We start from the raw sequence: 24,373 nt of genomic DNA, 5'->3' as shown, positions 1-24,373 counted from the left end.
TGTTCTGGCTCCTTTGATTAAGTATGATGTGTAGTCAATTTGATGGTTTTGATCTCATACGGCAAGAATGGAAGGGTTAACCTTCCTTCAGCGGTATCCAGTTGTTCGAGTTCTTCTTCCAAGGCGTTGGATAAATGAACGCTTTTATAAGGATAAGGCCAGCTCAGTGCTGCTTCATCTCGGCCTCCCGCGGATTCATACATCCGAAGGATATACCCTGAACCGTCTTCTGCTGGTTTAACGGTATCCAGGATTACATGGTGGCTCTCGAACGGAATAAACGAATGAACAGCAGGCCGAGGACCCTTATTCGAAGTTGTTCTTATGCACGGAAGCTCATGGTTGAGCTCGGCAGCTTTACGGACGATTCCAGCGCTTCTCCAGTCTCCTTCATGCGGGTACAAGGAATACGTGAACTCATGCTCACCCAAGTCTGCCGTGACATCGGGCCACTTCGGCGCGCGCAGCAGGGACAACCGGATCGTGCTGTCCTGAATGTCATACCCGTACTTGCAGTCGTTGATGAGACTGACGCCGTATCCATGCTCCGACACATCCGCGAAACGGTGACCACAGACTTCATATTGCGCCTGCTCCCAGCTTGTATTACGATGGGTCGGTCTCTCGATGGTTCCGAACGGAATCTCATAAGTAGCCTTATCGGCAACGACCCCAATCGGGAAGCCGACTTTCAGCAGTTTATGTGATTCATTCCAGCTGACAAACGTCTTGAAGTCGATCCGCCGGTCATGATGATAAAAAATCATGTCCTGCATGATCTCCGAGTTATGGATGCGCCAGCGGAAACGCAGCACATCCTGTACCTCACCCGCATGCACCAGCTTCTTCTCGATCAGCTCCGCCTTTCCGGCTAATTGCTCCTCGTAACGGGTATCGATATCCCATGCGTCCCACAGCGTTGGACGGTCATGGAAGAAGTGGAAGCGGTTCGCGGCTTCGCCAGGCTTGACCACTTCCCGATGAGCCTCTTTATCCCACAGGCTCGTGATTTCGCCGCGCTCATTAAAGCTGACCTTATAAAAAGCCGTTTCCCAGGAATCTGCGAACACTGTAGTAGAATTCTCCGCCACCGCCTGGTTTCCTGCTAGCGGCTTCAACCAAATGGTCTTGTATCCCAAAGCCGGGATGCCTTGAACATGAACATTCAAGCGGTGAGAGGTTTTACCCTTCTCTCCCGTTTGGGCATCGTATTGCAGCAGCTCTCCGTCCGAATCATACGGCGCAAGGCCCTGCTCTCCTTCAATCGAAATGACGGCATCTCTGCTCCATCCAAGTCCGTTGAAAATGACATACGGAATGCCTTCCCCTTCTGTATCGGCCTGATCTGCCAATACCTGAAGCCCAAGATGAAGGCTATGATTTCCTTTTTGGAACACCTCTGCGTACTCCTTCTCAGAGGTAACGTAAGACTCCGTAATGGCAGAGCCCGGGATAATATCGTGAAATTGATTCAGTAAAATCAGCTTCCAGCCGTCATGCAGCTCACTGACGATGTCCTGCTTCTTCTCGGTGTCCATATACGGGAATGCCACCGAGTTCCATAGCTCCGCCTCGCGGTACAGGATTTCCGCTTTCCGGTTATGACGCTTGTTCCGCGCATGCGTTGTATAGGTGCCGCGATGAAGCTCAAGATACAAATCCCCGAGCCATTTCGGCAGCTTCGTCTGTGTTTCCTCGATCCCGCCGAAAAACTCGGCCGCCGTGCTGTACTTACTGGCCGGTTGACCGACCATCAGCTCGGCCCGGTCGATATATTCCAGCATTTCGCGGGTTACGCCGCCTCCGCCGTCACCATGCCCATACAGCAGCATCTGCTCCGGATGAACGGCTCTCTGGCGGTATGACTGCCAATGCTCGTGAACATCTTTAGGCAGCGTGTTCTCGTTCACGCCGTGATTAAGATAGGATAACATCGGTGTTCCATCGATCCCAACCCAATGGAACAGGTCGTAAGGGAAGACATTCGTATCGTTCCACCCAAGCTTGGTTGTCATGAAATAACGAATGCCGCCATGCTTCAGGATCTGAGGCAGGGATGCACAGTATCCGAACGTATCCGGCAGCCATTCAATATGAGATGTCAGGCCAAACTCTTCTTGATAGAAGCGCTGCCCGTACAGCATTTGACGCATGAGGGACTCCCCGCTTGGAATGTTCAGGTCCGGTTCGACCCACATCCCGCCGACCAGCTCCCAGCGTCCTTCCTTGATTCTGGCCTTCACTCTCTCGTACAGCTCGGGATCGTGATCCTTCAGGAATTGGTACAGCAGAGGTTGGCTCTGCGCGTACTTAAATTCGGGATATTCGTTCATCAGCGCATCCATGGTGGAGAAGGTCCGGCTTGTTTTTCGCACCGTTTCCCGGACGGGCCACAACCAGGCGATGTCGATATGCGATTGCCCTACCATATGCTCGGTGCCTTCGGCATGGCCGCCAATGGCTGTGACCGCCTGTTTCAGATCATGCTCGATCGCGGTTATCTGGGCACCATCCTTGATCGCAGCTTCATCCAGACTAACGAAGCGGTCCATCGCCTGATACAGCGCCTCGATCAAGCGGATGCGCCGCATATCGCTCTCCGGGAGCAGGATAAGCGAATCCCGGACCACGGTTGCGGTGTACATCAGACTCTGAACGGGCACGTTCACGTTAACCAGCAGACTTTGCACCCTAGTAATCGGAGGCTGTATGACAGCCTGCTGATTCAGCGGGTCCACTGGCTCCGGAATCGGATCGTACAACTCGATCTCAAGCTCCATCTTCATGCCGGTGCGTTTCGAATCAAGCTTGACGAAGGTATGATTACGATCCAAGCCCTGATAAGATGCTCCGTTTATGCGCAGTAAGCCCTCGCCCCCGGAGTGGAACACAAGTCCGATCGATCCATTCACCCAGTGAGGAGGCAATTCAAGATTCCTCCGAAAGAAATAGGTTGTCCCCTGCGTGCTCGGAGACCTGTTGAAGTCGTGCCCCTCCGTATAAGGGGCCTTATCCTCATACACACCCGGAACCATGTAAGTGGCCCGGGCAATGTTCCAATCTCGAAGCTCCGTCGACTCGAGCCACTGCCGCTCCGAAAGTTCGCGTATAAAGCGTCGAATGCGTTCCATTCATTAACCCTCCTGTACAATCAGATCTGCACTCAGCGTATCGTTCACGTGTCTGCCTATCATCACACGGAACAGCCCGGGCTCAACCACCTGCTGGTAATCGTGACCGATATATTGAAGCTGTTCCGGACCGACGGTAAATTCCACCTTGCGCCGCTCTCCAGGCTGCAGAGTAATTTTCTGGAAGCCCTTCAGCTCACGCTCCGGTCTCGTATACTTGCTGGCAGCATCGCTTACGTATAATTGTACAACCTCGGAGCCTTCGCGGTCACCGCTATTTGTAACGTTCACGGAAACAACGGCTGTACCGTCTGTTCCGATCACTTCTGGAGTCATTTGAATATCCGAATAACTGAATTCGGTATAGCTAAGCCCGTATCCGAACGGATAACGCGGCTGAGAATCTTCTTCGAGGTAACGCTTACCGCGCGACCGCTTGCCGTTATAGTAAACCGGCAGCTGTCCGACATGCTTCGGTATCGACATCGTGAGCTTGCCGGACGGATTCACATCCCCGAACAAAATATCCGCTACCGCATGTCCGCCCTCCTGACCCGGATACCATGCTTCCAGGATGGCATCGGCGTGCTCGTCGATCCACGGCTCCGCAATCGGCCGGCCGTTGATATACACAACGATCATCCGCTTGCCAAGCTTATGAATCTCCTGGGCCAATTCCAATTGAACGCCGGATAACTGGAGCGTCATCCGGTCGATGCCTTCGCCGCAATCCATGTCACTTAAAGCGTCGTCCGTAACCTTCGATGCCCCTGTGCGCAAATCGATCGTGCCTTCGCCAAAGTCGCGTGCGCTGGAACCGCCCAGTACTATGACTACGGTATCGGCTTGATCCGCACAAGCTAATGCCAATTCAAAGCCTTCTTTGGAATCGTCCTTAATGCGGCAGCCCGGAGCATATAATACACGCTTCGCTTCATCCCCCAGTTTCGCACGAATTCCATCCAGTACGGTGGTCACGCTTGCCGGCGGCTGAGGAGAAGTATAGTCCCCAAGCTGATTGTATCCTTGATTGGCGTTAGGTCCAATGACGGCAATCACGCCTCTTTCTTTGGATAACGGGAGCGCCTTGCCTTCATTCTTGAGCAGGACGATGCCTTCCGCCGCAAGCTGTCTGGCAAGTTCAACATGCTGCTCGCTGCCAATAACTTCCTCCGCTACCTGCGGATCCACGTAAGGATTCTCGAATAGTCCGAGCTTGAACTTCAAGGTCAATACGCGGCGAACGGCCTCATCCAGTACGGCAACCTCAAGCTTGTTTAGCTCGATCGCGTTCAGAAGATGCTTGCCGAACATCTCGCCTGACATCTCCATATCGATCCCGGCACGAAGCGCCTCAACTGCAGCATCCATTCCGTCTTCAGCGGTATCATGGCCGCTGGCCAGCATATCGATAGCGCCGCAGTCAGTGATTACCATGCCGTCAAAGCCCCACTCCTTGCGAAGAATTCCGTCAAGCAGCTCGGTATTCACGGTGCACGGCACACCGTCAATCTCGTTATAAGCCGGCATAATGGATGCAGCTCCTGCCTCCACGGCTTTCTTGAACGGCAACATGTCCACTTCCATCAATTCACGTGTTCCCATATGCACGGGCCCCGCATTTCTCCCGCCCTCGGAACTGCCATAACCTACAAAATGCTTCAACGTCGCCGCAACACTGCTCGGGCTGTCCAGGGACTCGCCCTGAAGGCCTTCTACCGATGCGACCGCATATTCGCTGATCAGGTATGGATCTTCGCCGAAGCATTCCTCGGTACGGCCCCATCTTGGGTCGCGCACGACGTCTAGGACCGGGGAATAGGTGACGGCACCGCCTTGGCTGCGCGTTTCGAGCGCCACGGCACGGCACATTTCCCGGTACAAATCCACGTTCCATGTACTCCCGATGGACAGCGGCACCGGAAAGACCGTGCCGCCGATAGCCATATGCCCATGCGAGCATTCCTCCCCGATCAGGATCGGGATGCCCAGACGCGATTCCTCAATGGCGTAGCGCTGGATGTAGTTGACGGCTTCAGCTCCTTCACGCGGAGAAAGACCGGTCTCAAGTGTTACACCGGTCCATGGATCGGCGCGAAGGGTCCCGTAAAGGGAGCCGACGCCGCCATTTTTCACTTGCTCTTTAAATGAATCCGTTAATGAAATTCGACCTTCATTTACTTCATAGGTCTTCCAGCCGAACGGCTGGATCAGCTGCCCAACCTTTTCCTTCAGGTTCATCAGGCCAAGAAGATGTTCAACTCTTTCCGTAATGGGTTTACTGGAATCTTTATAAGTCATCTCATACCCTCCGGTACATGAAGAATTTATTCTTTAACCGCGCCGATGGTCAGACCTTGAATGAAATAGCGCTGGAAGAACGGATAAGCCAGAATAATCGGCCCGGTTGCCAGAACAACCATCGCCATCCGCGAAGTATCCTGCGGCATGCTCTGCAGAGCGGCCATGCTAAGGGATGAATTCTGAGAGTTCTGCAGGATGAACTGCATGCTGGTCTCAATTCGCATGAGCATGGATTGCAGCGGAACCAGGTTCGGATCATCAATGTAGAGCAATGCGTTGAACCAGTCGTTCCAATAACCCAGGGTGCTGAACAACCCGATGGTTGCCAGACCCGGCAGGGATAGCGGCAATACCAGCTTGTAGAAAATTTTAAACTCGCTCGCACCGTCGATTTTACCGGATTCAATGATGGCATCCGGAACGCTGGTGCTGTAGAACGTACGAAGAATCATAATATAGAAGGCGTTGAGCGCCAATGGCAGGATCAATGCCCAGATGGAATCTTTCAAACCGAGCAATTGTGTGGCAACGATATAAGTCGGTACCAGACCCCCGTTAAACAGCATCGTGAAAAATGCAAAGAATGCGAAGAAATTCCGATATCTGAAACCCTTGCGAGAGATTGCATAGGCATATAACGAGATGATAAACAAACTGATCAACGTTCCCACTACCGTTACAAAGATCGTAACACCGTAAGAACGAAGTAGCGTATCGCCTGTCTGGAATACATATTTGTAAGCTTCAAGACTCCATTTCTCCGGCCAGATTTGGTAACCGTTGCGGGCCAGTGAGCCTTCATCTGTAAATGAAATGATCATGACGAACAGGAACGGAAATACACATAAGAACGAGAAAATACCGGCAATCAGGTTGAATACGACATTCCACCCGGATGAAAGCTGATGAAAATCTTTCATCTTGCTTTTAGATTTGAACACATCACATACCCCCTTCTTGGTAGATTGATCGATTAAAACAATGCATTATCCTTGTCATATTTACGAACGATATAGTTCGATACCATAACCAGAATAAATCCGACTACCGACTGGTACAGACCCGCAGCGGTACTCATTCCGATCTCGCCCGTTGTCTTCAGACCACGATATACATAGGTATCAATGACGTTCGTTACGGAATACAAGGTTCCCGAATCCCTTGGCACTTGATAGAAGAGACCAAAGTCAGCATAGAAGATTTTACCGATCGCAAGAAGAGTCAAAATGGTCATCAGCGGTTTCAACATCGGAAGCGTAATGGCTTTGATCTGCTGCCATTTGTTCGCTCCGTCAATCATGGCCGCTTCGTACAAGGATTTATCGATCCCCATAATCGCCGCCAAATAAACGACGCTGTTATAACCAACGGATTTCCACAAACTGATTAACGTCAGGAATATCGGCCAGTACTTGGCCTCGGAGTACCATTGAACCGGCTCCATGCCGAACCAGCCCAGAATCTGATTCAGCATCCCTTTATCCATGCTCAGGAAACTGAATGCGAAGTAACCTACGATAACCCAGGACAGGAAATACGGCAGGAACATACCGGTTTGATAGACTTTCGCCAATTTCTTGTTCACGATTTCAGACAATACGATAGCCAGTGCTACGGATAGAATGAGACCTAGTATAATGAACACGAAATTATATAGAACGGTGTTGCGCGTAATGATGTAAGCATCGTTGGTACTGAACAGGAACTTAAAGTTCTGGAATCCTACCCATTCACTATTAACGATACTTGCCCAGAACCCGTCACGGCTAAAGCGGTATTCCTTAAATGCAATAATGGTCCCGAACATGGGCAAATATGAGAATAAGAGAAACCATAAGGTCCCCGGCAAAACCATGAACAGCATGGCCTTATTCGTCATAATATTTTTGAAAAACTGTCCGATCGCTCTCACGCTTACCCCTCCTCGTGATGTGCATGAAATGAACAAAAGAAGGGCGGGTGAACATCCGCCGCCCCGTCCTTGTTCATGCTGCAGCGGTACTGCTGTCCCTTAGGACAGGCAAGCCGCTTCATGCATTGTTATTACTTGCTTGCTTTCCAAGCATCAATTTGGCTTTGTGCTTCAGCGATGATCTTGTCCAGACCAGCAGCTTTCAGCTTTTCATTCGCTTTTGGCAGGAACTCTTCAGGATTCACGGTACCTGTCATCAGCGGCGCCCAGAACTCTTCTTTTACGTTGTTGACTGCTGCGAGCTCTGTGGATACTTTGGTTGGATCGAAGTTGAAACCGAGAAGCGGAGCAGGCTGGCCGGACTCGTTAAACTTCTTGAACTCTTCCCATTTGTTCTCAGGATCCTCAGGATTCAAGTAAGTCAGCATGACATTACCAAGCGCGAAGGTAGGCATGTCGTAGTTTTTCGATTCTGGCAAGTTTTCCATTACGTTCTCGCTAAGCTTTTTGTAGTGCACGCCTTCGATACCGGAGTCAACCAGGTTGCGAAGATATACGTCAGTGTTCAGGAGATTCAAGAACTCCATGGCTTTCTCAGGGTATTTCGAGTTAGCGGAAATCGCTTGCATCGAACCCATTACCGACCAGTTGAAGATCGTTGCGTCGCCAGCCGGAGTGGATACGACCGGATAGCCGTAGCTTTGGCTCCACAGATTGTCTGCGAACGGCTGCGTAGCCGCACGGTCCGCGAACCAGTTGCCGGATGTCATCAGATCTTGCGTTGAAGTTGTTGTCGCTGCTTCTGGGGAAATGTATCCCGCTTTGTAGTACTTGTTCATCAATTTCAGCATGTCCATCGTTTCCGGCATTTCGAGGAAGTTCACAACTTTCAGCTCTTCCTTGTCATCCAGGTAAACGGCCATTGGCATTTTTTCGATGATGTAGTCAAACGGAAGCAATGGACCGAAGTCTTTGTTGATAGCCAAAGGAACGACGTTCGGTTCTTTTTCCTTAATCGTTTTCAGCAGTGGCTCCAAGCTTTCCATCGATTTCACGTTCGAAATATCGAGGTTGTATTTATCAAGCAACGTTTTGTTAAAGCGCCATGCTTCTTGAGCAGGAAGTTCTTTGTTTGCCGGAATTGCATAGTTGTGACCATCAACCTTGGAACCTTCCAGGAACGCAGGGTCAATCGCGTCTTTAATGCCTTTTCCATGGCTTTCAATCAGCTCGTCCAATTCCATGAATGCGCCTTTACGTGCATTTTGCACATAGTCAAACGCCCATGAGCTGGTGAACAGAATATCCATCGGTTCGCCGGAAGCTGCCATGACTTGCATCTTCTGGTTGTAATCACCAAAGTCAATCATTTTCATGTCAACGGTTACACCAATCTTCTCAGCAGTGTATTTATTGATTTCTTCCTCTACCTTGTCGACATCCTTTTGAGGTGTTCCGATGGTGTACCAGATCAGCTCAACCGGTTTCTCGGCAGATCCCCCACCGTTTCCTGCACTCTCTTCTTTGTTGCCTCCGCATGCCGACAACAGCATGGATGCAGACAATAGCAACGTTAGCGGCAGGAGCCATTTCTTTTTCGATTTACTCATGTTTATCCTCCCTTTTGAATCCTTTGTGTCTCTACACTTATAAGGTTATCCCATGAAAGCAGTTTCACATAGGCGAAAAATTAAAGGTATTATGGTGAAAATAAAGAAAAAAACTCTGATTAAATTAATCAGAGCATTCCTCGAAAATCCCTCGGCGATACGCCGACGAATTTTTTGAACTGTTTATAGAAATAACCGGTTTCCCAATAACCTACATTTTTTGCGATATCCTGCACTTTCGTCGAAGTGTTTCGAAGCAGCTCCTTGGCTCGCTCTATCCGGTATCGGTTAATATACTCCGTAAAGTTCTCTCCCGTCTCTTTATGGAACAAATGCCCCAGGTAGACGGGATGAATATGATATTGGGCGCCTAACACCTTCAGTGACAAATCCTCGTTATAATGATGCTGGATATGATGCAGAATTTGCTGGATGACAGGGCTCTTCACGTCATTGTTGAGCGAATCGACCAGCCCGCCAACTCCTTCCTTCACGGCCGTAATCAGATCGTCGATCGATACGGAATCCATAATATCGGTAATTGTGTTTTTCACAAAATCAGGGGCTGCCGTGTATTGGATATCGTTCAGCTCCAGCTTCAGGCGAATGACCATCTCGACCGCAATGCTCTTGAGTGTCGTTGGGATCATGCCCTGCGTATGACGAAGCCGATCAAAATCACTGTCGATCAAATCAAACAGCACCTGCTTGTCCCTTCCGGCGATGCCTTTGGCATATTCGGGCCACTGTACGGAATAGGATTCCGCAGCTTCTCCCTTCTTGGCTTGAACATCCACATAATCCACATAGGAGGGCTGCTCCAGAACGAGATAGTATTCCTGTGCCTCCTTGGCGTGGAGATAACTGTCCTTATAATTACCGCCGAGACTTTCCACGCTGCCAAGCGAGATGGACAACTCTTCTTCATAGCAGTACTCGCGCACCTGCTGCAGGAGCCGGATGGCTCTCGCTTTTTCCGTGTCCGGGTCTTTCATCATAAAAATCACCACGTGATCGCCGTCATTGTCCCGGAAATACAGAACACCCGGCTCCTGATCCATTAATTGATACAGACAGCTCTCCAACGGCGTGAAATCCGCTCTCAGGATAGACGCCATGACGTAAGGCAAATTCAGATTCAGCCCCAGAAGGGTCGCCCGTTCCTCCAGCTCCTCCGGCTCAATCCGGTCCGTGATCCAGCGGTACAGGATATTGCTCCGCAAAATGTTAATGTCGTACTCGTCCAGTCTCATTTCCCGTCTGGATTTGTTCATTTTATCCGTTGTGCTGGCAATCGTTTCTTCCAGTTCCTTCAGATTGATCGGCTTGAGCAAATAATTCTCGATCCCCAGACGCATGCCTTCCTTCAAATACGCAAAATCGTCGAAACCGCTCAGGATGATCACCTTCAGATTACGGTTTAATTTACGCGCGCCTTCAATCAATTCAAGTCCCGTCATGACAGGCATCGATATATCCGTAATGAGAATATCAACCGGAATGACCGCCATCTTCTCAAATGCCTGGCGACCATTCTCCGCATGACCGACCACCTCGATGCCATACTTCGACCAATCCACAACGTCAACCAATCCCTCTATAATGAACGGCTCATCATCCACGATAAACACTTTATACATCGTTATTCAGCTTCCCTTCTGCCACCGGAAATTTGACTGTCACCGTCGTACCGTTACCCGGCTCACTCTGGATGTCCATTCCGTATGAACTTCCAAACGTCAGCTTTAACCGCTCATTCACACTCCGCAGACCAAACGATTCTTCACTCGACTCGGCCATCTCCAGCCGGGATTTGATCTCCTCAAGCTGCTCCGGCTCGATCCCTTTCCCGTTATCCTTGATCTCGATCACGACATCTCCATCCTGCTGCGTCGCGTTTATCGTCAGCCAGTTATCATCCTGGTCGCTGCGCAGCCCATGAACGATGTAATTCTCAATCAGTGGCTGCAGTGACATTTTCATCATCGGCACATGCTTGATTTGTTCCTCACAGTGCATTTTGTAAATATACTTGTCCTTATAGCGAATGCGAAACAGTTCCAGATAGAGCCTGCACGCCTCTAGCTCATCCTTCAGCGTATAGTGGGACTTGTGCTGAACGATATTCTTGAACAGCATCGATAAGCTGTAGATCATATCGCCAACATCCTGCGCCCCTTGCGAGAGAGCTCTCATTCGAATCACTTCGAGTGTATTGTAAAGAAAATGCGGATTAATTCTGGCTTGCAATGCAGACAGCTCCGCGTTCTTCTGGTTAATTTCTGCCTTATACACCTTGTCGATATACCGGGAAAGCTCGTCCAGCATTTCATTAAAGCTGCCCGCAATTTGCCCAAGCTGATCATCCTTGGTATCCTGCATCCGAGCCACGAACTCTCCCTTCTCAACCTTACGCATAAAACGGATAATGTTATCTGTCCGCTTGGAGTAATTCACGATCATCAGCGATGGAATGGACACAGCAATCACGATGCACAGCAGGGCAGCAATCATGATGGTGCTCTGCACGCCATGGAAAGATTCAGCGATCTCACGTTTAGGCGTAATGCCGACCACCGTATAACCCGCCTGATTGTGCGCCGCCGTTGTAATATACGATTCCTCGTCAAGGTTCACGGTTTCTTTGGAATTCAGCAGCCGGTCGGCATAAGGATATTTCTCACCGTAATATTTGCCTGAGGAATCAAACATCACGCGGCCATCGCCGGATAAAACCAGTACGGATCCCTTCGATGGATCTTTGCCACTGTTCAGGACGGCATCCAGCGCTTCCGTACGATACAAAATAACCAGCTGCCCCAGATTTTTGTAGGTAGTCATATCATTAATCGGGCTCCGGATCGAGAATAACGGTAATGTCACGTCTCCGGCCAGCTTACGCACCCATAGATTCGGCAATGTGACACTCTGGCTTTCGAGCGCCATCACGTCGGGGATGTAAGAATGCGTGGCATTCGCCTGATAGAGCCTCGTCATGCTGCCCTGCTTGTAAACATACACATACTGCTTCTCGGCACTGTACAGCATAATATTCTCGATATCCGGATCATCGTCCAGCCTCTGCTTAAAGTAAGCGACCACGCTGTCTGAATTGGACTGCCCGCCGCCCGCAATCCGGTTCATTCGCTTGGCCATGTACTCATTAAACGAGTTCATGAGGAAATAGGAAGTGTCAATGCCTAGAGAGGTATTGCGATACAGTTCATTCACATAGGACTGCGCATTCTCATATTTTTGATTCACATGCCGTTCCACCCGCTCAACCGCACTTCGCTGAATGTCCAGTTCACTGCGAACGGCCGATTGAAACAAGAAGTAATACATAAGAAACGATAAGGTGACAATGGTAACCACCGCAATCAGGGAGATTAACAGCAGCATCTTGGTAAACATATTATTTTTGATATATTTTTGATAAAACCTAGCAGGAGACATCGGTTTCCCCTTCCTGATGGTAACGTTGTTACTGCGTAGCATATTAAATATAACATCGGCAGACCGTCATCATTGGATGAAATTTCTACCAAGTCATGAAGGTGTAATTTGCCTATTTTAGGTTAATTTAGGGGCCGGTATTCCCCCTGGTTCATAGCATGAATCAGGAAGGAGAGGGTTTAAAATGCCCCAATACCGCATTATTGTCGATTTATCCGATTATCAGCTGCACCTGCTGGATGGCAACATCGTGGTACGTACGTTCCCGGTTGCCATCGGCAAAATGGCTACACAGACGCCTCCAGGCAATTACACTATCATCAACAAGCAGCCAAATCCCGGGGGACCGTTCGGAGCCTATTGGTTAGGGTTGTCCAAACCTCATTACGGCATCCATGGTACGAACGACCCTTCATCCATCGGGCGCTCCGTTTCCCTTGGATGTATTCGGATGTACAACGAGGATGTGACGGAGCTGGCTTCCCTCGTGCCCATCCATACCCGGGTCACCATACGAAACTGATAACATAAACTGGTGATTTCAAATCCCTCCAAATTGGTTAAATACAAATGTTACATAGTAACTATGTATTTACTAATCGTTGTATATGGAGGGATTGCCCATGATGCAGAGCAAATATTTCAGGACATGCTTTGGCATAATCGCACTGCTCTTGATCATTTATCTCGGTTCCGAAATCAGCTTTTTGTTCCGGCCAATCGTCTCCATGTTCAATATGCTGATCGTTCCCGTCGCGATGGCCGGCTTCTTCTATTATCTGCTCAGGCCGATCGTGGACTACCTGGAGCGGCGGAAGATCAAACGGTCCATTGGCGTCCTGATGCTGTATTTCGTGTTTGCCGGTCTCTGCGCCATCTTCGGCATTGTGGTATGGCCGACACTGCGAGAACAAATCGAAAATTTTATCAGCAATACCCCCTTTTTGGTAGAGGGTGTGCAGGAACAGATTGACCAGCTGCAGCAGAATCGATTCTGGTCACGCTATGTACCAACGGAATCCGAGCTGTCCACCTCACTGACGGAGTATATGAATCGGATCATTACCTGGATCAGCAACTCCATCAACAACCTGATTACCGTTGTATCGAGCGTTGTCGTTATTATTGCTACGATTCCGATTATTCTGTACTACATGCTGAAGGAAGGCGGCAAGCTTCCGCCCAGGCTGCTCAGTGTCCTGCCAAGACGATACCGCCGCGATGGCCAGGAGGTGCTGGGTGAGATCGATACGGCACTCAGCAATTTTATTATCGGCAAAGTGATCCTGAATCTTATACTTAGCATTATGATTTATATCGGATTTCTGATCATCGGGCTGCCCTATTCTTTGCTCTTGACGGTGATTTCCTTCTTCTTGAATTTCATCCCGTATATTGGAGCGCTGCTGGCGACCATTCCCGCCGTCATTATCGGATTTATCGAATCTCCTTCCATTGCGATATGGTCCGTTGTCGTTATTGTCATCGCACAGCAGATCCAAGATAATATTCTGACACCGGTCATCTACGGGAAACAGCTTGATATTCACCCGTTGACCACGATTGCCCTCATCCTTGTAGGCGGCGATTTCTTCGGGCTGCTGGGCATCCTGCTCGCCATCCCGGCATATATGATCATCAAAATTATCGTGGTACGAATTTACGAACTGTTCCTTGCCGAAAAAGTTGAAGACGCATAATGAACACGGCTTACTGGAGACATACATTACCATCTGCACAAAAAAGGATGTCCCCGCCAACTTGACGATGGCTGCTGGGGACATCCTTTATTTAAAGAATCACGCATTGCCGCGCAAGGATCGAACCACAAAATAATGCTCGTCCTTGCGCAATATCATGCCATTTGACAGGGTAACGGTATCCTCATCGTGTGAAGTCAGGATGGCCTGTGATGACACCAGTCGATTGCCCCTCCATATCATGACGGAAGATCCAAAATAGACCGCATTATCGAACTGAATGGTATGGTTCACGACATAACCGATGGAGTTCAAGGCCGGGTATGCGTTTCTCGGCATAATTCTATGAATGGCGCGAAACGGTATAACAAGCTCACCCGGGCCAAGAATCACTTTTTCCTGAACGGGATCCCATCCTTTCAACACACCTTCAACCGTGCTTTTTGCCCCGTCTAAACGCTGAATGACAACATGACGACCAATCCAATGTTTCATGAAGGTCACCTCTCGCGGATTATTCATCTCCATCGCCCGGCGTGCTCGGGATGTCCCAATTCACCGGATCCATACCCTTTTGCATTAAAAAAGCATTCGATGCTGAAAATGGACGACTACCGAAGAATCCTTTATGCGCTGCAAACGGACTCGGATGACTGGACTCAACCACCTTATGCCGGCTTCGGTCTATGAAGGAACCTTTCTTCTGTGCGTAACTTCCCCATAATATAAAAACCATTGGCTGATCGCGTTCATTCAATTTCGTAATGACCGTATCGGTGAATTTCTCCCACCCGATTCCTTTGTGTGAGTTCGGCTCGCCTTCGCGAACCGTAAGCACTGCGTTAAGCAGCAGTACCCCTTGATCCGCCCACGATTGCAAGGAACCGTGATTGGGAATCGAGATTCCCAGATCCGAAGCAAGCTCCTTATGTATATTTCGTAAAGATGGAGGAATCGCAACCCCGGGCGAGACGGAAAAGCTCAGCCCCTGCGCCTGTCTACGACCGTGATAAGGGTCTTGTCCCAAAATAACGACTTTCGTCGATTGGTACGATGTTTGCTGAAGAGCCCGAAATATATCTTCCTTGGGGGGATACACCGTGCAACGCCGGTATTCCTCGTCCACCCGTTCCATCAACGCTTGAAAATAAGGCTTATCCATTTCTCCCTGCAGAATAAGGTCCCAATCATTGTTAAACATCCGCATGTCTCCTCTCTCCTCCTCACACAGGCCAGCATGGAATCATAAAAGAATGCGATTTCTATAATCGGAACACCAACATCTTCCGTTCAATTTGAATCAAATAACAACACGCATCATGAGTTGACCTTGTGTCGATTTAAAAAATAAGCCGGCACCCATACGGGGGCCGACTTATTTTGCATCTTACCAGACGCTGTTATAATGCCGAGGACGGGGGTCGAACCCGTACGGTAGTCACCTACCGCAGGATTTTAAGTCCTGTGCGTCTGCCAATTCCGCCACCCCGGCATATTTATCCGCGCATGTTCCTAGCGTCGTTCACGTTCACTTGCATAACCGAAGGTACGCGTGGAATTCGCAATATGTTGCGATCTCATTCCGATATCTAGGTGTGCACATTTCGTCTTAGCGACAAAATTGATAATACCATGTCCAACCATATGATGTCAATATATGAAACTCATAATTTTTCGCATCACCCTATCCAAAGCCTCATTCTCGATAGCTTCGAGCCTCTGCTCTAACTCATCCGTTCGAATCCTTCTGTTTTCCGTAAAGAATAATTTTACCGTTATCACCAAATGATAAATATGCTTGCAATGTCATATGCGAAGACTAGAACAACAGAGAAAAGGATACCGCTCACCATGAAAAAACTCTCAAGCGTCTTATGGATCGCTCTCTCCATCTCCCTTTGCCATCATCATGTTGTCAACGCCAACCAAGCGCCATCCGCTTCCAAGGGCAGGGGGTATTATGAGGAACGCGGCGAGATTGTATGGGAAGTCCCCACTCACAACAAAGTAATTGCTCTTACCTTTGATGATGGTCCGGACGAGCAGAACACCGTTCAAATTCTGGATCTGCTTAAGCAATATGACGCAAAGGCCACCTTCTTCGTTGTTGGCAGCCGGGTGGAGAAACACCCCGAGATCGTAGCGCGGGAGCTGCATGAAGGACATGAAATCGGCAACCACTCTTATTCCCATCCTCCTTTTCACAATATTAATGTCAGCAAGTTAACGAGTGAGTTAAACCAGACGCAAGATGCGATCTTTCAGGCAACCGGCATTCGAACCGTCCTGTTTCGTCCACCGGGAGGCAGCTATAATGAAGCAATTGTCCGCACGAGCAAGGATTTCGGTATGCTGACCGTATTATGGTCATGGCATCAGGATACGCTCGACTGGCGAAAGCCCGGCGTTAACCGGATTGTTAAAAAAGTGCTGGATAATGCCCATAATGGAGACATCGTACTGATGCACGACTTTGTGCCAAGCAGTACTCAGACGGTAGAGGCTCTCAAAGTGATTTTACCGGAGCTGCAAAAGAGAGGCTACGAGTTTGTGACCGTTTCGGAGCTGCTCTCCTACCATGAAAAAACGCGTAAGTTTATTGAAGTAAACCATTAGTGTATTGGGTTAAGTACAACGTTCTGGAATAACCGCTGCCTTCTGATGGTAACGGTTATTTTTTTGAAGACGCTTGGATCGGAAAAATCCAGAGTCCAATTTCCTCTTGAATATATCAATTCCATTTGATAAGATACAGAACGAACGTTCAGTATATGAATTTTGAATAGCTTTCAAGGGTTAGAAGGGGGTGCATGCGTGAATAAAAAACAACAACAAACCGAAGATACCAAGCGACGAATAGCCGAAGCCGCCAAGGCGCTTTTTATGCAGAAGGGTTACAAATCAACGTCAATAGAGGAAATCGTTGAAGCCACGGGCAGCAGCAAAGGGAATATCTATTATCATTTCAAGAGCAAGGAAGGGCTGTTTCTGTATCTGATTGAGGAATGGGACCTCGAGTGGGAACAGAAATGGAACAGCAAAGAGCAGCATTACACCACCACCGTTGACAAGCTGTACGGAATAGCCGATCAATTGGTGTTTGATGATCTGAACCACCCCTTCTCTAAGGCGCTTGATGAATTTATAAACAGCAATGGTGATGTCAGCGAAGAAGCAGAACAAAGAATCGTCCAGATTATTAGGAGCCATTTGGAATTCAATCAGAAATTGCTGCAGCAAGGGATGGATCGCGGGGAGTTTGAGAATCATAATGTGGAGCAGCTGTCCATTATCTTTGAGAGCCTCATTGTTGGCTTAAGCCAGATGTCGCGTATAACGAAGGTGGAAAATGCGCTTGCCCTTTATCATGCCGCCATCAAAATATTTCTGCATGGCATTGAAAAGAAATCATGAACAATGAAAACTTTTTTCATGGACTATCACAAACCGAACGTTCAGTATATAAATAACCGAATTACAATCATTTTCATCATATCTTTATTAAATCGTCTTTTAGTTTTGGAGGAATCATCATGTCATTACTGATGCGAAACAATGGAGCCATTCTGCTCCTCATGTTCAATATATTTCTAGTCTTCACCGGAATCGGGCTTGTCATACCTATTATGCCAACCTACATGACGGAACTGCATATCAGCGGAAGCACGGTAGGCATGCTCGTTGCCGCCTTTTCATTAACACAGCTGTTATTCTCCCCACTTGCGGGAAGATTGTCCGACACCATGGGTCGTAAAAGAATTATCATCACCGGCATGATTGTGTTTGCCGTATCGGAATGGTTGTTCGGAGCTGCCAGCACACCTCCGCTCCTGTTTGCCTCAAGAATGCTGGGCGGTATCGGCGCTGCACTCATTATGCCCGCTGTTATGGCCTACACGGCTGACGTGACTTCGAATGAGGAACGCGCCAGAGGCATGGGGTTCATTAATGCTGCCATTACGACAGGCTTCATCATCGGACCGGGCATCGGAGGATTTATCGCCGAGTTTGGCATTCGCGTTCCTTTCTACGCCGCGGCCGTTGCGGGAGGTATTGCCGCGCTGGTAACGCTGCTGCTGCTTCCCGAATCATCAGCCAAGCAGGAAGCACCTACCGTGCTGGGACGGAAAAAGGAGAGCCTGGCCGTTCAACTGGTGCGTTCTTTCAAGGAACCTTACTTCCTAAGTTTGATCATTGTATTTGTGCTCTCGTTCGGGCTTGCCAATTATGAAACGGTGTTCGGCCTGTTTGTGGATCATAAATTCGGGTTCACCCCTAAAGATATTGCCATGATCATCACGTTCGGGTCGATTGCGGGTGCCGTCGTCCAAGCGACGATATTCGGTTGGATCCTGAACCGCTTCGGTGAGAAAAGAGTCATTACGCTCAGTTTGCTTACCGCGGGAATCTGTATCCTGTTAACCCTGTTTGTGCATAAATACTGGCTCATATTCCTTGTAACCTTCTTGGTATTCCTGTCGATCGACATCTTGCGTCCCGCTATCGGTACGCAGATGTCTAAGTTGGCGAAGGATCAGCAAGGCTACGTGGCCGGCCTGAACTCGGCGTACACCAGTCTGGGAAATATTGCGGGACCGCTGGTGGCAGGATATCTGTTTGATTTGGACATCAACTTTCCTTACATCTCCGCATCCATCGTTCTCATCCTCTGCTTCTTCCTGGCCATGCGAGCAGGCAAAGCCTGGACCGCTACGGAGGCCGTCATGAATGAGCGGTAACGAAAGGTAACGACTTCCATACCGTTTACAGCTAATCATTGAACAAGACCCCGCCGGAAGCTTCTGGCAGGGTCTTGTTTTTAATTATGTATTTTTAATAGGCCACCAGGACAATCATCGCCAATAAAGCCACCAAGGCAAACAATAGAGACCATCCCAATTCAAACCGTCTCTTCTCTTTATATGCCTTGAATGCTTTCCTTGATTCAAATACAAATACGATCACCAAGAAGGCGAGCAACACCGGAAGTCCCCAGGACTGATTTAATACCCACTCTGACACCTTCATCCCCCATCCTATTTGCTAAAATGAGCTGCATCCAACCAGCAGCAGCCGTATAAATAAGCGTGTTCTCCTACGACTCCATTAAAATGTACCGTAAGCCGCCCCCAATTACAAATCTCGCTTGGCAGAATCATCGATGTCCCGGACACAATGAACCCATTTTGAATAACGATTTTTTGACCAACCAGTACATGAGGACCATGCACAAGGAGGTTTTAGAGAAGCACCCGTCTGTAGAAATAAGGGCGTAACTTATTTAAAATTGAGTTGAATATTTGATATAATCCTTCCGAGGTGAAAATGATGAACGGAAAGAAGTTTGTTATTATTATGGTTCTTATTTTGCTGATAATTGGTGCTTGTTCTTTAGTCCTAGCGCAAGTCTTGAATTCAATTGGTCGCCCAGATTTATAGAAACGCTCTCTTCACCATAGTTTTGGTCGGAACTATACAGCCCTGTAAACAGCAAAAAACCCTTGCAGCGCAAGGGTTTTCGATAAAGTGGGCCCTGAGGGACTCGAACCCCCGACCAGTCGGTTATGAGCCGACCGCTCTAACCAACTGAGCTAAGGGCCCTGAACATACATGTACACATAAACATAAGGACGTCATACATACATCGTTTAAAAATTGGTTGCGGGGGCAGGATTTGAACCTGCGGCCTTCGGGTTATGAGCCCGACGAGCTACCGAACTGCTCCACCCCGCGTCAATGCTGTATCAAACAGCGACAAGAATAAATATACACCATAACCCTACATCAAGTCAAGTACTGTTTTAATGGAATTTCCTCAAGGCATAAACCGCACACCATAGCGGCCCTTTTTGGAACGGTAAACCTCCACCATCCGCGGATCATGGTACCCGAACAGCCAGCCATCCTGCTCCAAACGTTTAGCAAAGCACCCTGCCTGAAATTTGCTAGTATACAGCTTTCCGTAATATACCCAATTCATCCTATGCGACTCCTTACCCGAATGATAATGTAGTGCTGTCATATTATGTCCATTCTTCCACAAAAAAAACACAGACCAACTAACTTCTTCTGATCTCCCGATAAAAAAACAATCAGCCATACCCTTACCACATCGTGATACGGATATAATTGATTGTCATCATAGGTAAAACGCGCCTATTGGCCGTCAGCCTCCGCAAACCGGGCGGCTATGCTCATAAGCTCCTGCTCCATCGAATTCATCATCTGGATGAAATTCATCAGCTGCGCCTTCGTCTCCTCAGCCTCAGTACGAAATCGCTGCTGGGAAACGCCCTCCCATTCGGCATTCAACGTTTCAATGACCTGGGACAATCGGGCGACCAGTTCCCCGCCGTAGTCACTCCCGCTTCGAATGTCTGCCGCAGCGCGGCGCAGCTCCTCGGGGGATACCTCTATACGTCCTGACATGGATTTACCTCACTCCTCCCTTTATGATTATCTTCTCGTTTGTTATGTAGGCTTCGTCTCAGCCAATACAGCCTGAAACTGTTCTTCCTCTTCGTCCTGGTAACCGGTAAATATAATCTCCTGGATGTCCTCATGATTAAAGACGTAGGCAAACTCCGGACTGACATAACCTTCCGGATATGGACAAGCCAAATAGTCGAACATTTGCGGCTGCTCAAGCGCCAGAATTTGCTTTCGACCATAAATCACAAGCTTCTTCTCGCCTTCTTTCAAAATGACAATTGATCCGTTCGGCAGCAGTTGCTGCGTCATAACTACCCTCTCCTTTTCTTGCTCTTCCGGTGCGGCGGCGCAGGCGTACGACCCTGATTCATTTTATTCAGAAACGCTGCGTTTCGCTGCTCTTTCGGCAATCCCAATACGGGATAATGAGCTTTTAGCTGATCCATGTTGTTCTGGATGAACATATACCGATGAATGAAAACAACGGCCATGTACAGACCGAGAATCAACAACACGGAAAAAGCCGCCATGCCCATTACAAATCCGCCGAGACCGCCGGTTATCGACACCACGAAGTAATAAGCCGCATAACCTATAGCCGCAAACAGTAAGGCCGCTTTGCCCGCTTTACCGACGCTGCCATTGCGCTCCATAGACTGGTAGGTCCCTCGCTGCAGCGCTCTAAAATGCAGCACATAAAACACAAGGAGAAGCAGAAGCATCACCGCTGCCGAGCTAAGCCCATATAGAATCGATTCAACTCCGGCCATGTCATACATCATTTTGAGTATAGCGATCTGACAAGTGACCGCCAGCGCCAGTCCGTATATTCCCAAATACAGCACAAAACCAACCTCAGACCGGTACGGATTTACACTCAGGCCAATTCCCCACAGCAGCATAACCACCCACACCGCCGCAGCCACATACATATATACCGACATCATGGGCGCTGCCAGCGTGACTAGCGCAGGGATCAGCATAATGAATAAAAAACATACGATGCCGCCCCGTATCTGCTCGGCGGGGATTAGCCGGAAATGAAACTGTTCTTCCTCTGAAATCTTTGCGCTCATCAATGACACTCCCTTTATTTGAACCATCCGGCAATCGTTGAACCTATCTTCTCCGCCCCCATTTTTAATCCTTCGGTTACGGTATCTTTCTTCCCGTCCCCGTCAAAATCCGTAAACTTGATGCCGTCCATAACATAGGAAGCGCCTACCGATACGCCGAAGCCGATGGCCGCACCCGCAAGGGTGCCAATCGGACCGCCCACTGCTGTCCCGATCAGCGCGCCTGCCTTAGCGCCAGCCGCAGCGGATGCCACGACGGTACCCACACCGACACCCACATCAACCACCGCATCTCCGGCTATTTTTGCCCCGCTTTTGTTCTCGTTAATATTCGTCACCAGATTTCCGACCGTTTGCATGGCGATGCCTGCATAACCAAGCTTACCGCCTTTCCAGCTTAGCGAGTCTTTAACAGCCGCGCCGGGTAGGACGTATTTCGGGATTCGGGGGTGATTCCGCCAGTTGTATTCAGCATAGGATTTTTTGCGGATATTAGCCAGCATCCCGTTCGTCACATTGGCTCGCATATTGCCGCGTCTGTCTTTTTCAAGCCAGATCCCGAAGCCGTTTCGGTACATATCCCAGTATTTATACATCGTCCCCGATGCCGTTGCCGTTCCGAACAATACCCCTGCGGCCGTTAGCGGATTACTCTTCCATTGATCCGCCGTTCCGCCAAAAGGCGCAAGCGCATTGAATTCAACACCCGCGGCCGTCACGGGCGGGTGCGTGTTCTTGTTCCCGTTCTGTGCCAGACTGGCCTGAAGGAGCAGATGCGGACTAACCTGGGCAACCGATTGTTTGCCGAAGTTTAGATTGCTGCCGAGCGATTGATCCGTCTGCGAAAAATCACCCGCCTTTTTCACCAGCTGCCCTCGATTTTGCTCCAGACGGCTAACCACCGACTGGCAAGCGGCCCTGCATTGGGCCAGGCGCTGTTCGACCTGGGCACGATGACGCGACTCCCAGGACATGCTCTGGATACGCTGCTGCATGCGCTCCTGAAGCTGCTGGACTTCCCGTGCAATATCAGATACCGCTGCTCCTTGCTGGTTCAGCATGTCAGGTACCACACGTATTTTAGTCATATCTAACAATCCTCCATATCGTTGATCGAGAAGGTAAAAACTTGAGAGTGCAGGATCATGATGCTGCCCTATCTCACTTAATGCGCTCAATGACTGCGCCAAGCTCCCGAATAATTTCCGTTACCGTGACGCCCCTAATTTGATCCTGTTCGCCTTCATTGCGAATCAACCAGTTGGAATGCTGTCCTCTCAACAGTTCGATTCCCTGTATTCTGCAGTTGAGATCCGGGCAATAGTATGCTGTGAAGGTTGCGTATCTCTCCGGATGGCTGACGCTATCGGCCAAGGCGGAGACAACGGATTCCGGGTAGCCCTGTGCGAGCAAATACTTCCGAGGCTCCTGCTCCCCTTGCTCGGCACTCATCCATTGCTGGAACCAGCCCTTAGGCATAGCCAATGGAGCTGTATCCCGGTTCTTCCTATCCTCCAGCTGCAGGTGGCTGATGATTTTAAGCCATGCCTCAGAGGGGGTTCCCAGCGCTTCCAGCACATATATTCTCGCACCGTCAGGCCCGTTTTCAATATCGGCCTTTACAACCAGACTTGAACTGTAATAAATGAAACACTCCTTCTGCCCTTCGTCGGAACCGGACACCCTCATATGTATCGTTAACAGGGTCCGGCTGCATACTTCTATGTATTCCAGCAGTTCCTGCACAAGAACCGGCTCGTTATCCGCCGTATCAATTAAGCCTATCTCCTGCAGCTCCTGCTCAATCTTGGCCACTTCTGCAGGCATCTCCTCGGCCAGCGTTCCGCGAAAAGGGTCCTCTAACCCAATGACAGCCCGCGCACCGACGATGCCGGTTAGTACAAAGAATTGTTTGCCGGTCAGTTTGATCCTGGATGGAACCTCCAAAGATCTCTCCTCCTTACGGTCAGTCCCGCCTATTTTGTGTTTAAATCTGAGGTTATCATTACTATTATAGGTGAGACGTCTCCTTCCCCTCTACCAAGTCGTGGCCCTAAATTTATAGGAACATATACCCAAATCAGCCGATCTTCAAACGATTCAGCAATAAAATTTCAAAAAAAAACATTCCCGGGTCGAAATCACCTCTGGAATGTTCTTATACTCATATTAGATTAGACGGATCTTCCTGCTGGATAATTCCGTGATACAGAATCGTCATCAGCTGTTCACTGACCGCGTTCAGGCTTCCCAAACCATGGTACCATTCGTTCTGCGCCGTAAATTCCTTGATAAACGTAAGGAACGCGACCAATACCTGGGGAGAGATGTCTTTCCGTATCTGTCCAAGCTGCTGGCCTTTAAAGATCAGCATTTCGAATTCCGGAACAACGAATTTCTGGTTGAATTGAAGCAGCTTGTCCATCTGCTCCGGGAATTTGGCCAGATCCGCCACAAATTTCTGGGATACCAACGCCGAAAATTTGTCCTGATCCCTGTAGAAGACCGTTAACGCCTCAAGCGGATCTTTTGCCTGATCCATAATATCACGGTACAGCGCCATGAGCTCCTCGACCATCCGGTCCACCACATGGTCCAATAAGCCCTCTTTGCTCTGATAGTAGTTATAAATCGTCATCTTGGAAACGGGAACCGCTTCGGCAATCTGCTCCATGCTCGTCTGCAATATCCCCTGCTCCATGAATAACCGCTTCCCGGCTTCAAGCACTGCTTCTTTCTTGGCATTCATCTG

22 protein-coding genes and 3 tRNA genes are annotated in these 24,373 nt (G+C 49.1%); 5 read left to right on the top strand and 20 right to left on the bottom strand.

The window, feature by feature from the left end:
- Nucleotides 1-17: 17 nt before the first annotated feature.
- The 7 genes from ACQKPA_RS19085 to ACQKPA_RS19055 all read right to left on the bottom strand — a co-directional run bounded on the left by ACQKPA_RS19085 (nucleotide 18) and on the right by ACQKPA_RS19055 (nucleotide 12,413).
- Nucleotides 18-3,131 carry an alpha-mannosidase gene (locus ACQKPA_RS19085; RefSeq protein ID WP_427494110.1) on the bottom strand — a complete coding sequence of 1,038 codons (3,114 nt, stop codon included), beginning with the start codon at nucleotides 3,129-3,131 and terminating at the stop codon, nucleotides 18-20.
- A gap of 3 nt (nucleotides 3,132-3,134) precedes the next feature.
- Nucleotides 3,135-5,432 (bottom strand): glycoside hydrolase family 3 N-terminal domain-containing protein, encoded by a 2,298-nt coding sequence (locus tag ACQKPA_RS19080; RefSeq protein ID WP_427494108.1) that lies wholly within the window; start codon nucleotides 5,430-5,432, stop codon nucleotides 3,135-3,137.
- A 26-nt stretch (nucleotides 5,433-5,458) separates the two neighbouring features.
- Nucleotides 5,459-6,355, bottom strand: a complete 897-nt coding sequence (locus tag ACQKPA_RS19075; protein WP_071223071.1) for a carbohydrate ABC transporter permease — start codon at nucleotides 6,353-6,355, stop codon at nucleotides 5,459-5,461.
- A 53-nt stretch (nucleotides 6,356-6,408) separates the two neighbouring features.
- Nucleotides 6,409-7,338: an ABC transporter permease gene (locus ACQKPA_RS19070; RefSeq protein WP_175320733.1), complete on the bottom strand. Its 930-nt coding sequence runs from the start codon at nucleotides 7,336-7,338 to the stop codon at nucleotides 6,409-6,411.
- Between the two features lie 140 nt (nucleotides 7,339-7,478).
- Nucleotides 7,479-8,957: an ABC transporter substrate-binding protein gene (locus tag ACQKPA_RS19065; protein WP_427494107.1), complete on the bottom strand. Its 1,479-nt coding sequence runs from the start codon at nucleotides 8,955-8,957 to the stop codon at nucleotides 7,479-7,481.
- A gap of 128 nt (nucleotides 8,958-9,085) precedes the next feature.
- Nucleotides 9,086-10,597 (bottom strand): response regulator, encoded by a 1,512-nt coding sequence (locus ACQKPA_RS19060; protein ID WP_427494106.1) that lies wholly within the window; start codon nucleotides 10,595-10,597, stop codon nucleotides 9,086-9,088.
- Nucleotides 10,590-12,413: a cache domain-containing sensor histidine kinase gene (locus tag ACQKPA_RS19055; protein ID WP_427494105.1), complete on the bottom strand. Its 1,824-nt coding sequence runs from the start codon at nucleotides 12,411-12,413 to the stop codon at nucleotides 10,590-10,592. The genes ACQKPA_RS19060 and ACQKPA_RS19055 overlap by 8 nt, the downstream gene beginning before the upstream one ends.
- Before the next feature lie 184 nt (nucleotides 12,414-12,597).
- On the opposite strand from ACQKPA_RS19055, the gene ACQKPA_RS19050 reads away from it, so the two are divergent.
- Nucleotides 12,598-12,936 carry a L,D-transpeptidase gene (locus ACQKPA_RS19050; RefSeq protein WP_194541700.1) on the top strand — a complete coding sequence of 113 codons (339 nt, stop codon included), beginning with the start codon at nucleotides 12,598-12,600 and terminating at the stop codon, nucleotides 12,934-12,936.
- Between the two features lie 100 nt (nucleotides 12,937-13,036).
- Nucleotides 13,037-14,113, top strand: coding sequence for an AI-2E family transporter (locus ACQKPA_RS19045; protein ID WP_427494103.1), 1,077 nt, complete (start codon nucleotides 13,037-13,039; stop codon nucleotides 14,111-14,113).
- Between the two features lie 99 nt (nucleotides 14,114-14,212).
- On the opposite strand, the gene ACQKPA_RS19040 is transcribed toward ACQKPA_RS19045, so the two are convergent.
- The 3 genes from ACQKPA_RS19040 to ACQKPA_RS19030 form a co-directional block, all read right to left on the bottom strand.
- Nucleotides 14,213-14,608: a hypothetical protein gene (locus tag ACQKPA_RS19040; protein WP_194545109.1), complete on the bottom strand. Its 396-nt coding sequence runs from the start codon at nucleotides 14,606-14,608 to the stop codon at nucleotides 14,213-14,215.
- 19 nt (nucleotides 14,609-14,627) lie between these two features.
- The gene (locus ACQKPA_RS19035) at nucleotides 14,628-15,314 is read right to left on the bottom strand and encodes a uracil-DNA glycosylase (RefSeq protein WP_427494102.1); all 687 of its coding nucleotides are present in this window, start codon (nucleotides 15,312-15,314) and stop codon (nucleotides 14,628-14,630) included.
- Nucleotides 15,315-15,519: 205 nt separating this feature from the next.
- Nucleotides 15,520-15,605, bottom strand: a tRNA-Leu gene (locus ACQKPA_RS19030).
- Nucleotides 15,606-15,964: 359 nt separating this feature from the next.
- Between ACQKPA_RS19030 and ACQKPA_RS19025 the strand changes: the two genes are divergently transcribed.
- From ACQKPA_RS19025 to ACQKPA_RS19015, 3 genes are all read left to right on the top strand, one after another.
- Nucleotides 15,965-16,729 (top strand): polysaccharide deacetylase family protein, encoded by a 765-nt coding sequence (locus ACQKPA_RS19025; RefSeq protein WP_427494101.1) that lies wholly within the window; start codon nucleotides 15,965-15,967, stop codon nucleotides 16,727-16,729.
- 198 nt (nucleotides 16,730-16,927) lie between these two features.
- On the top strand, nucleotides 16,928-17,527 hold the full coding sequence (locus tag ACQKPA_RS19020) for a TetR/AcrR family transcriptional regulator (protein ID WP_427494100.1): 600 nt from the start codon (nucleotides 16,928-16,930) through the stop codon (nucleotides 17,525-17,527).
- Between the two features lie 119 nt (nucleotides 17,528-17,646).
- Nucleotides 17,647-18,852, top strand: a complete 1,206-nt coding sequence (locus ACQKPA_RS19015) for an MFS transporter (protein ID WP_427494098.1) — start codon at nucleotides 17,647-17,649, stop codon at nucleotides 18,850-18,852.
- Between the two features lie 94 nt (nucleotides 18,853-18,946).
- Here the strand turns inward: ACQKPA_RS19015 and ACQKPA_RS19010 are convergent, their stop codons facing one another.
- The 10 genes from ACQKPA_RS19010 to ACQKPA_RS18965 form a co-directional block, all read right to left on the bottom strand.
- Nucleotides 18,947-19,135 carry a hypothetical protein gene (locus ACQKPA_RS19010; protein WP_071223022.1) on the bottom strand — a complete coding sequence of 63 codons (189 nt, stop codon included), beginning with the start codon at nucleotides 19,133-19,135 and terminating at the stop codon, nucleotides 18,947-18,949.
- A gap of 505 nt (nucleotides 19,136-19,640) precedes the next feature.
- Nucleotides 19,641-19,714 (bottom strand) — tRNA-Ile (locus tag ACQKPA_RS19005).
- Between the two features lie 55 nt (nucleotides 19,715-19,769).
- Nucleotides 19,770-19,846: transfer RNA gene (locus ACQKPA_RS19000), tRNA-Met, on the bottom strand.
- 82 nt (nucleotides 19,847-19,928) lie between these two features.
- The gene (locus ACQKPA_RS18995; RefSeq protein WP_164817394.1) at nucleotides 19,929-20,093 is read right to left on the bottom strand and encodes a hypothetical protein; all 165 of its coding nucleotides are present in this window, start codon (nucleotides 20,091-20,093) and stop codon (nucleotides 19,929-19,931) included.
- Between the two features lie 176 nt (nucleotides 20,094-20,269).
- Nucleotides 20,270-20,542 carry a WXG100 family type VII secretion target gene (locus ACQKPA_RS18990; RefSeq protein ID WP_071223018.1) on the bottom strand — a complete coding sequence of 91 codons (273 nt, stop codon included), beginning with the start codon at nucleotides 20,540-20,542 and terminating at the stop codon, nucleotides 20,270-20,272.
- A 42-nt stretch (nucleotides 20,543-20,584) separates the two neighbouring features.
- Nucleotides 20,585-20,854 (bottom strand): DUF4176 domain-containing protein, encoded by a 270-nt coding sequence (locus tag ACQKPA_RS18985; protein WP_260064213.1) that lies wholly within the window; start codon nucleotides 20,852-20,854, stop codon nucleotides 20,585-20,587.
- A 2-nt stretch (nucleotides 20,855-20,856) separates the two neighbouring features.
- Nucleotides 20,857-21,621 (bottom strand): hypothetical protein, encoded by a 765-nt coding sequence (locus ACQKPA_RS18980; RefSeq protein ID WP_427494097.1) that lies wholly within the window; start codon nucleotides 21,619-21,621, stop codon nucleotides 20,857-20,859.
- 14 nt (nucleotides 21,622-21,635) lie between these two features.
- Nucleotides 21,636-22,709, bottom strand: coding sequence for a WXG100 family type VII secretion target (locus tag ACQKPA_RS18975; protein ID WP_427494096.1), 1,074 nt, complete (start codon nucleotides 22,707-22,709; stop codon nucleotides 21,636-21,638).
- A gap of 73 nt (nucleotides 22,710-22,782) precedes the next feature.
- Nucleotides 22,783-23,568 carry a hypothetical protein gene (locus tag ACQKPA_RS18970; protein WP_427494095.1) on the bottom strand — a complete coding sequence of 262 codons (786 nt, stop codon included), beginning with the start codon at nucleotides 23,566-23,568 and terminating at the stop codon, nucleotides 22,783-22,785.
- A 217-nt stretch (nucleotides 23,569-23,785) separates the two neighbouring features.
- Complete coding sequence (locus tag ACQKPA_RS18965; protein WP_427494094.1) at nucleotides 23,786-24,370, bottom strand: TetR/AcrR family transcriptional regulator; 585 nt, start codon at nucleotides 24,368-24,370, stop codon at nucleotides 23,786-23,788.
- Between the last annotated feature and the right edge of the window lie 3 nt (nucleotides 24,371-24,373).

It is taken from the genome of Paenibacillus sp. NPDC093718, from assembly GCF_050279985.1.
In the GTDB taxonomy this organism is placed as follows: Bacteria; Bacillota; Bacilli; order Paenibacillales; family Paenibacillaceae; genus Paenibacillus_AQ.
The sequence above is the reverse complement of the archived record's forward strand: the minus strand, read 5'-3'. Positions and strand labels throughout refer to the sequence as shown.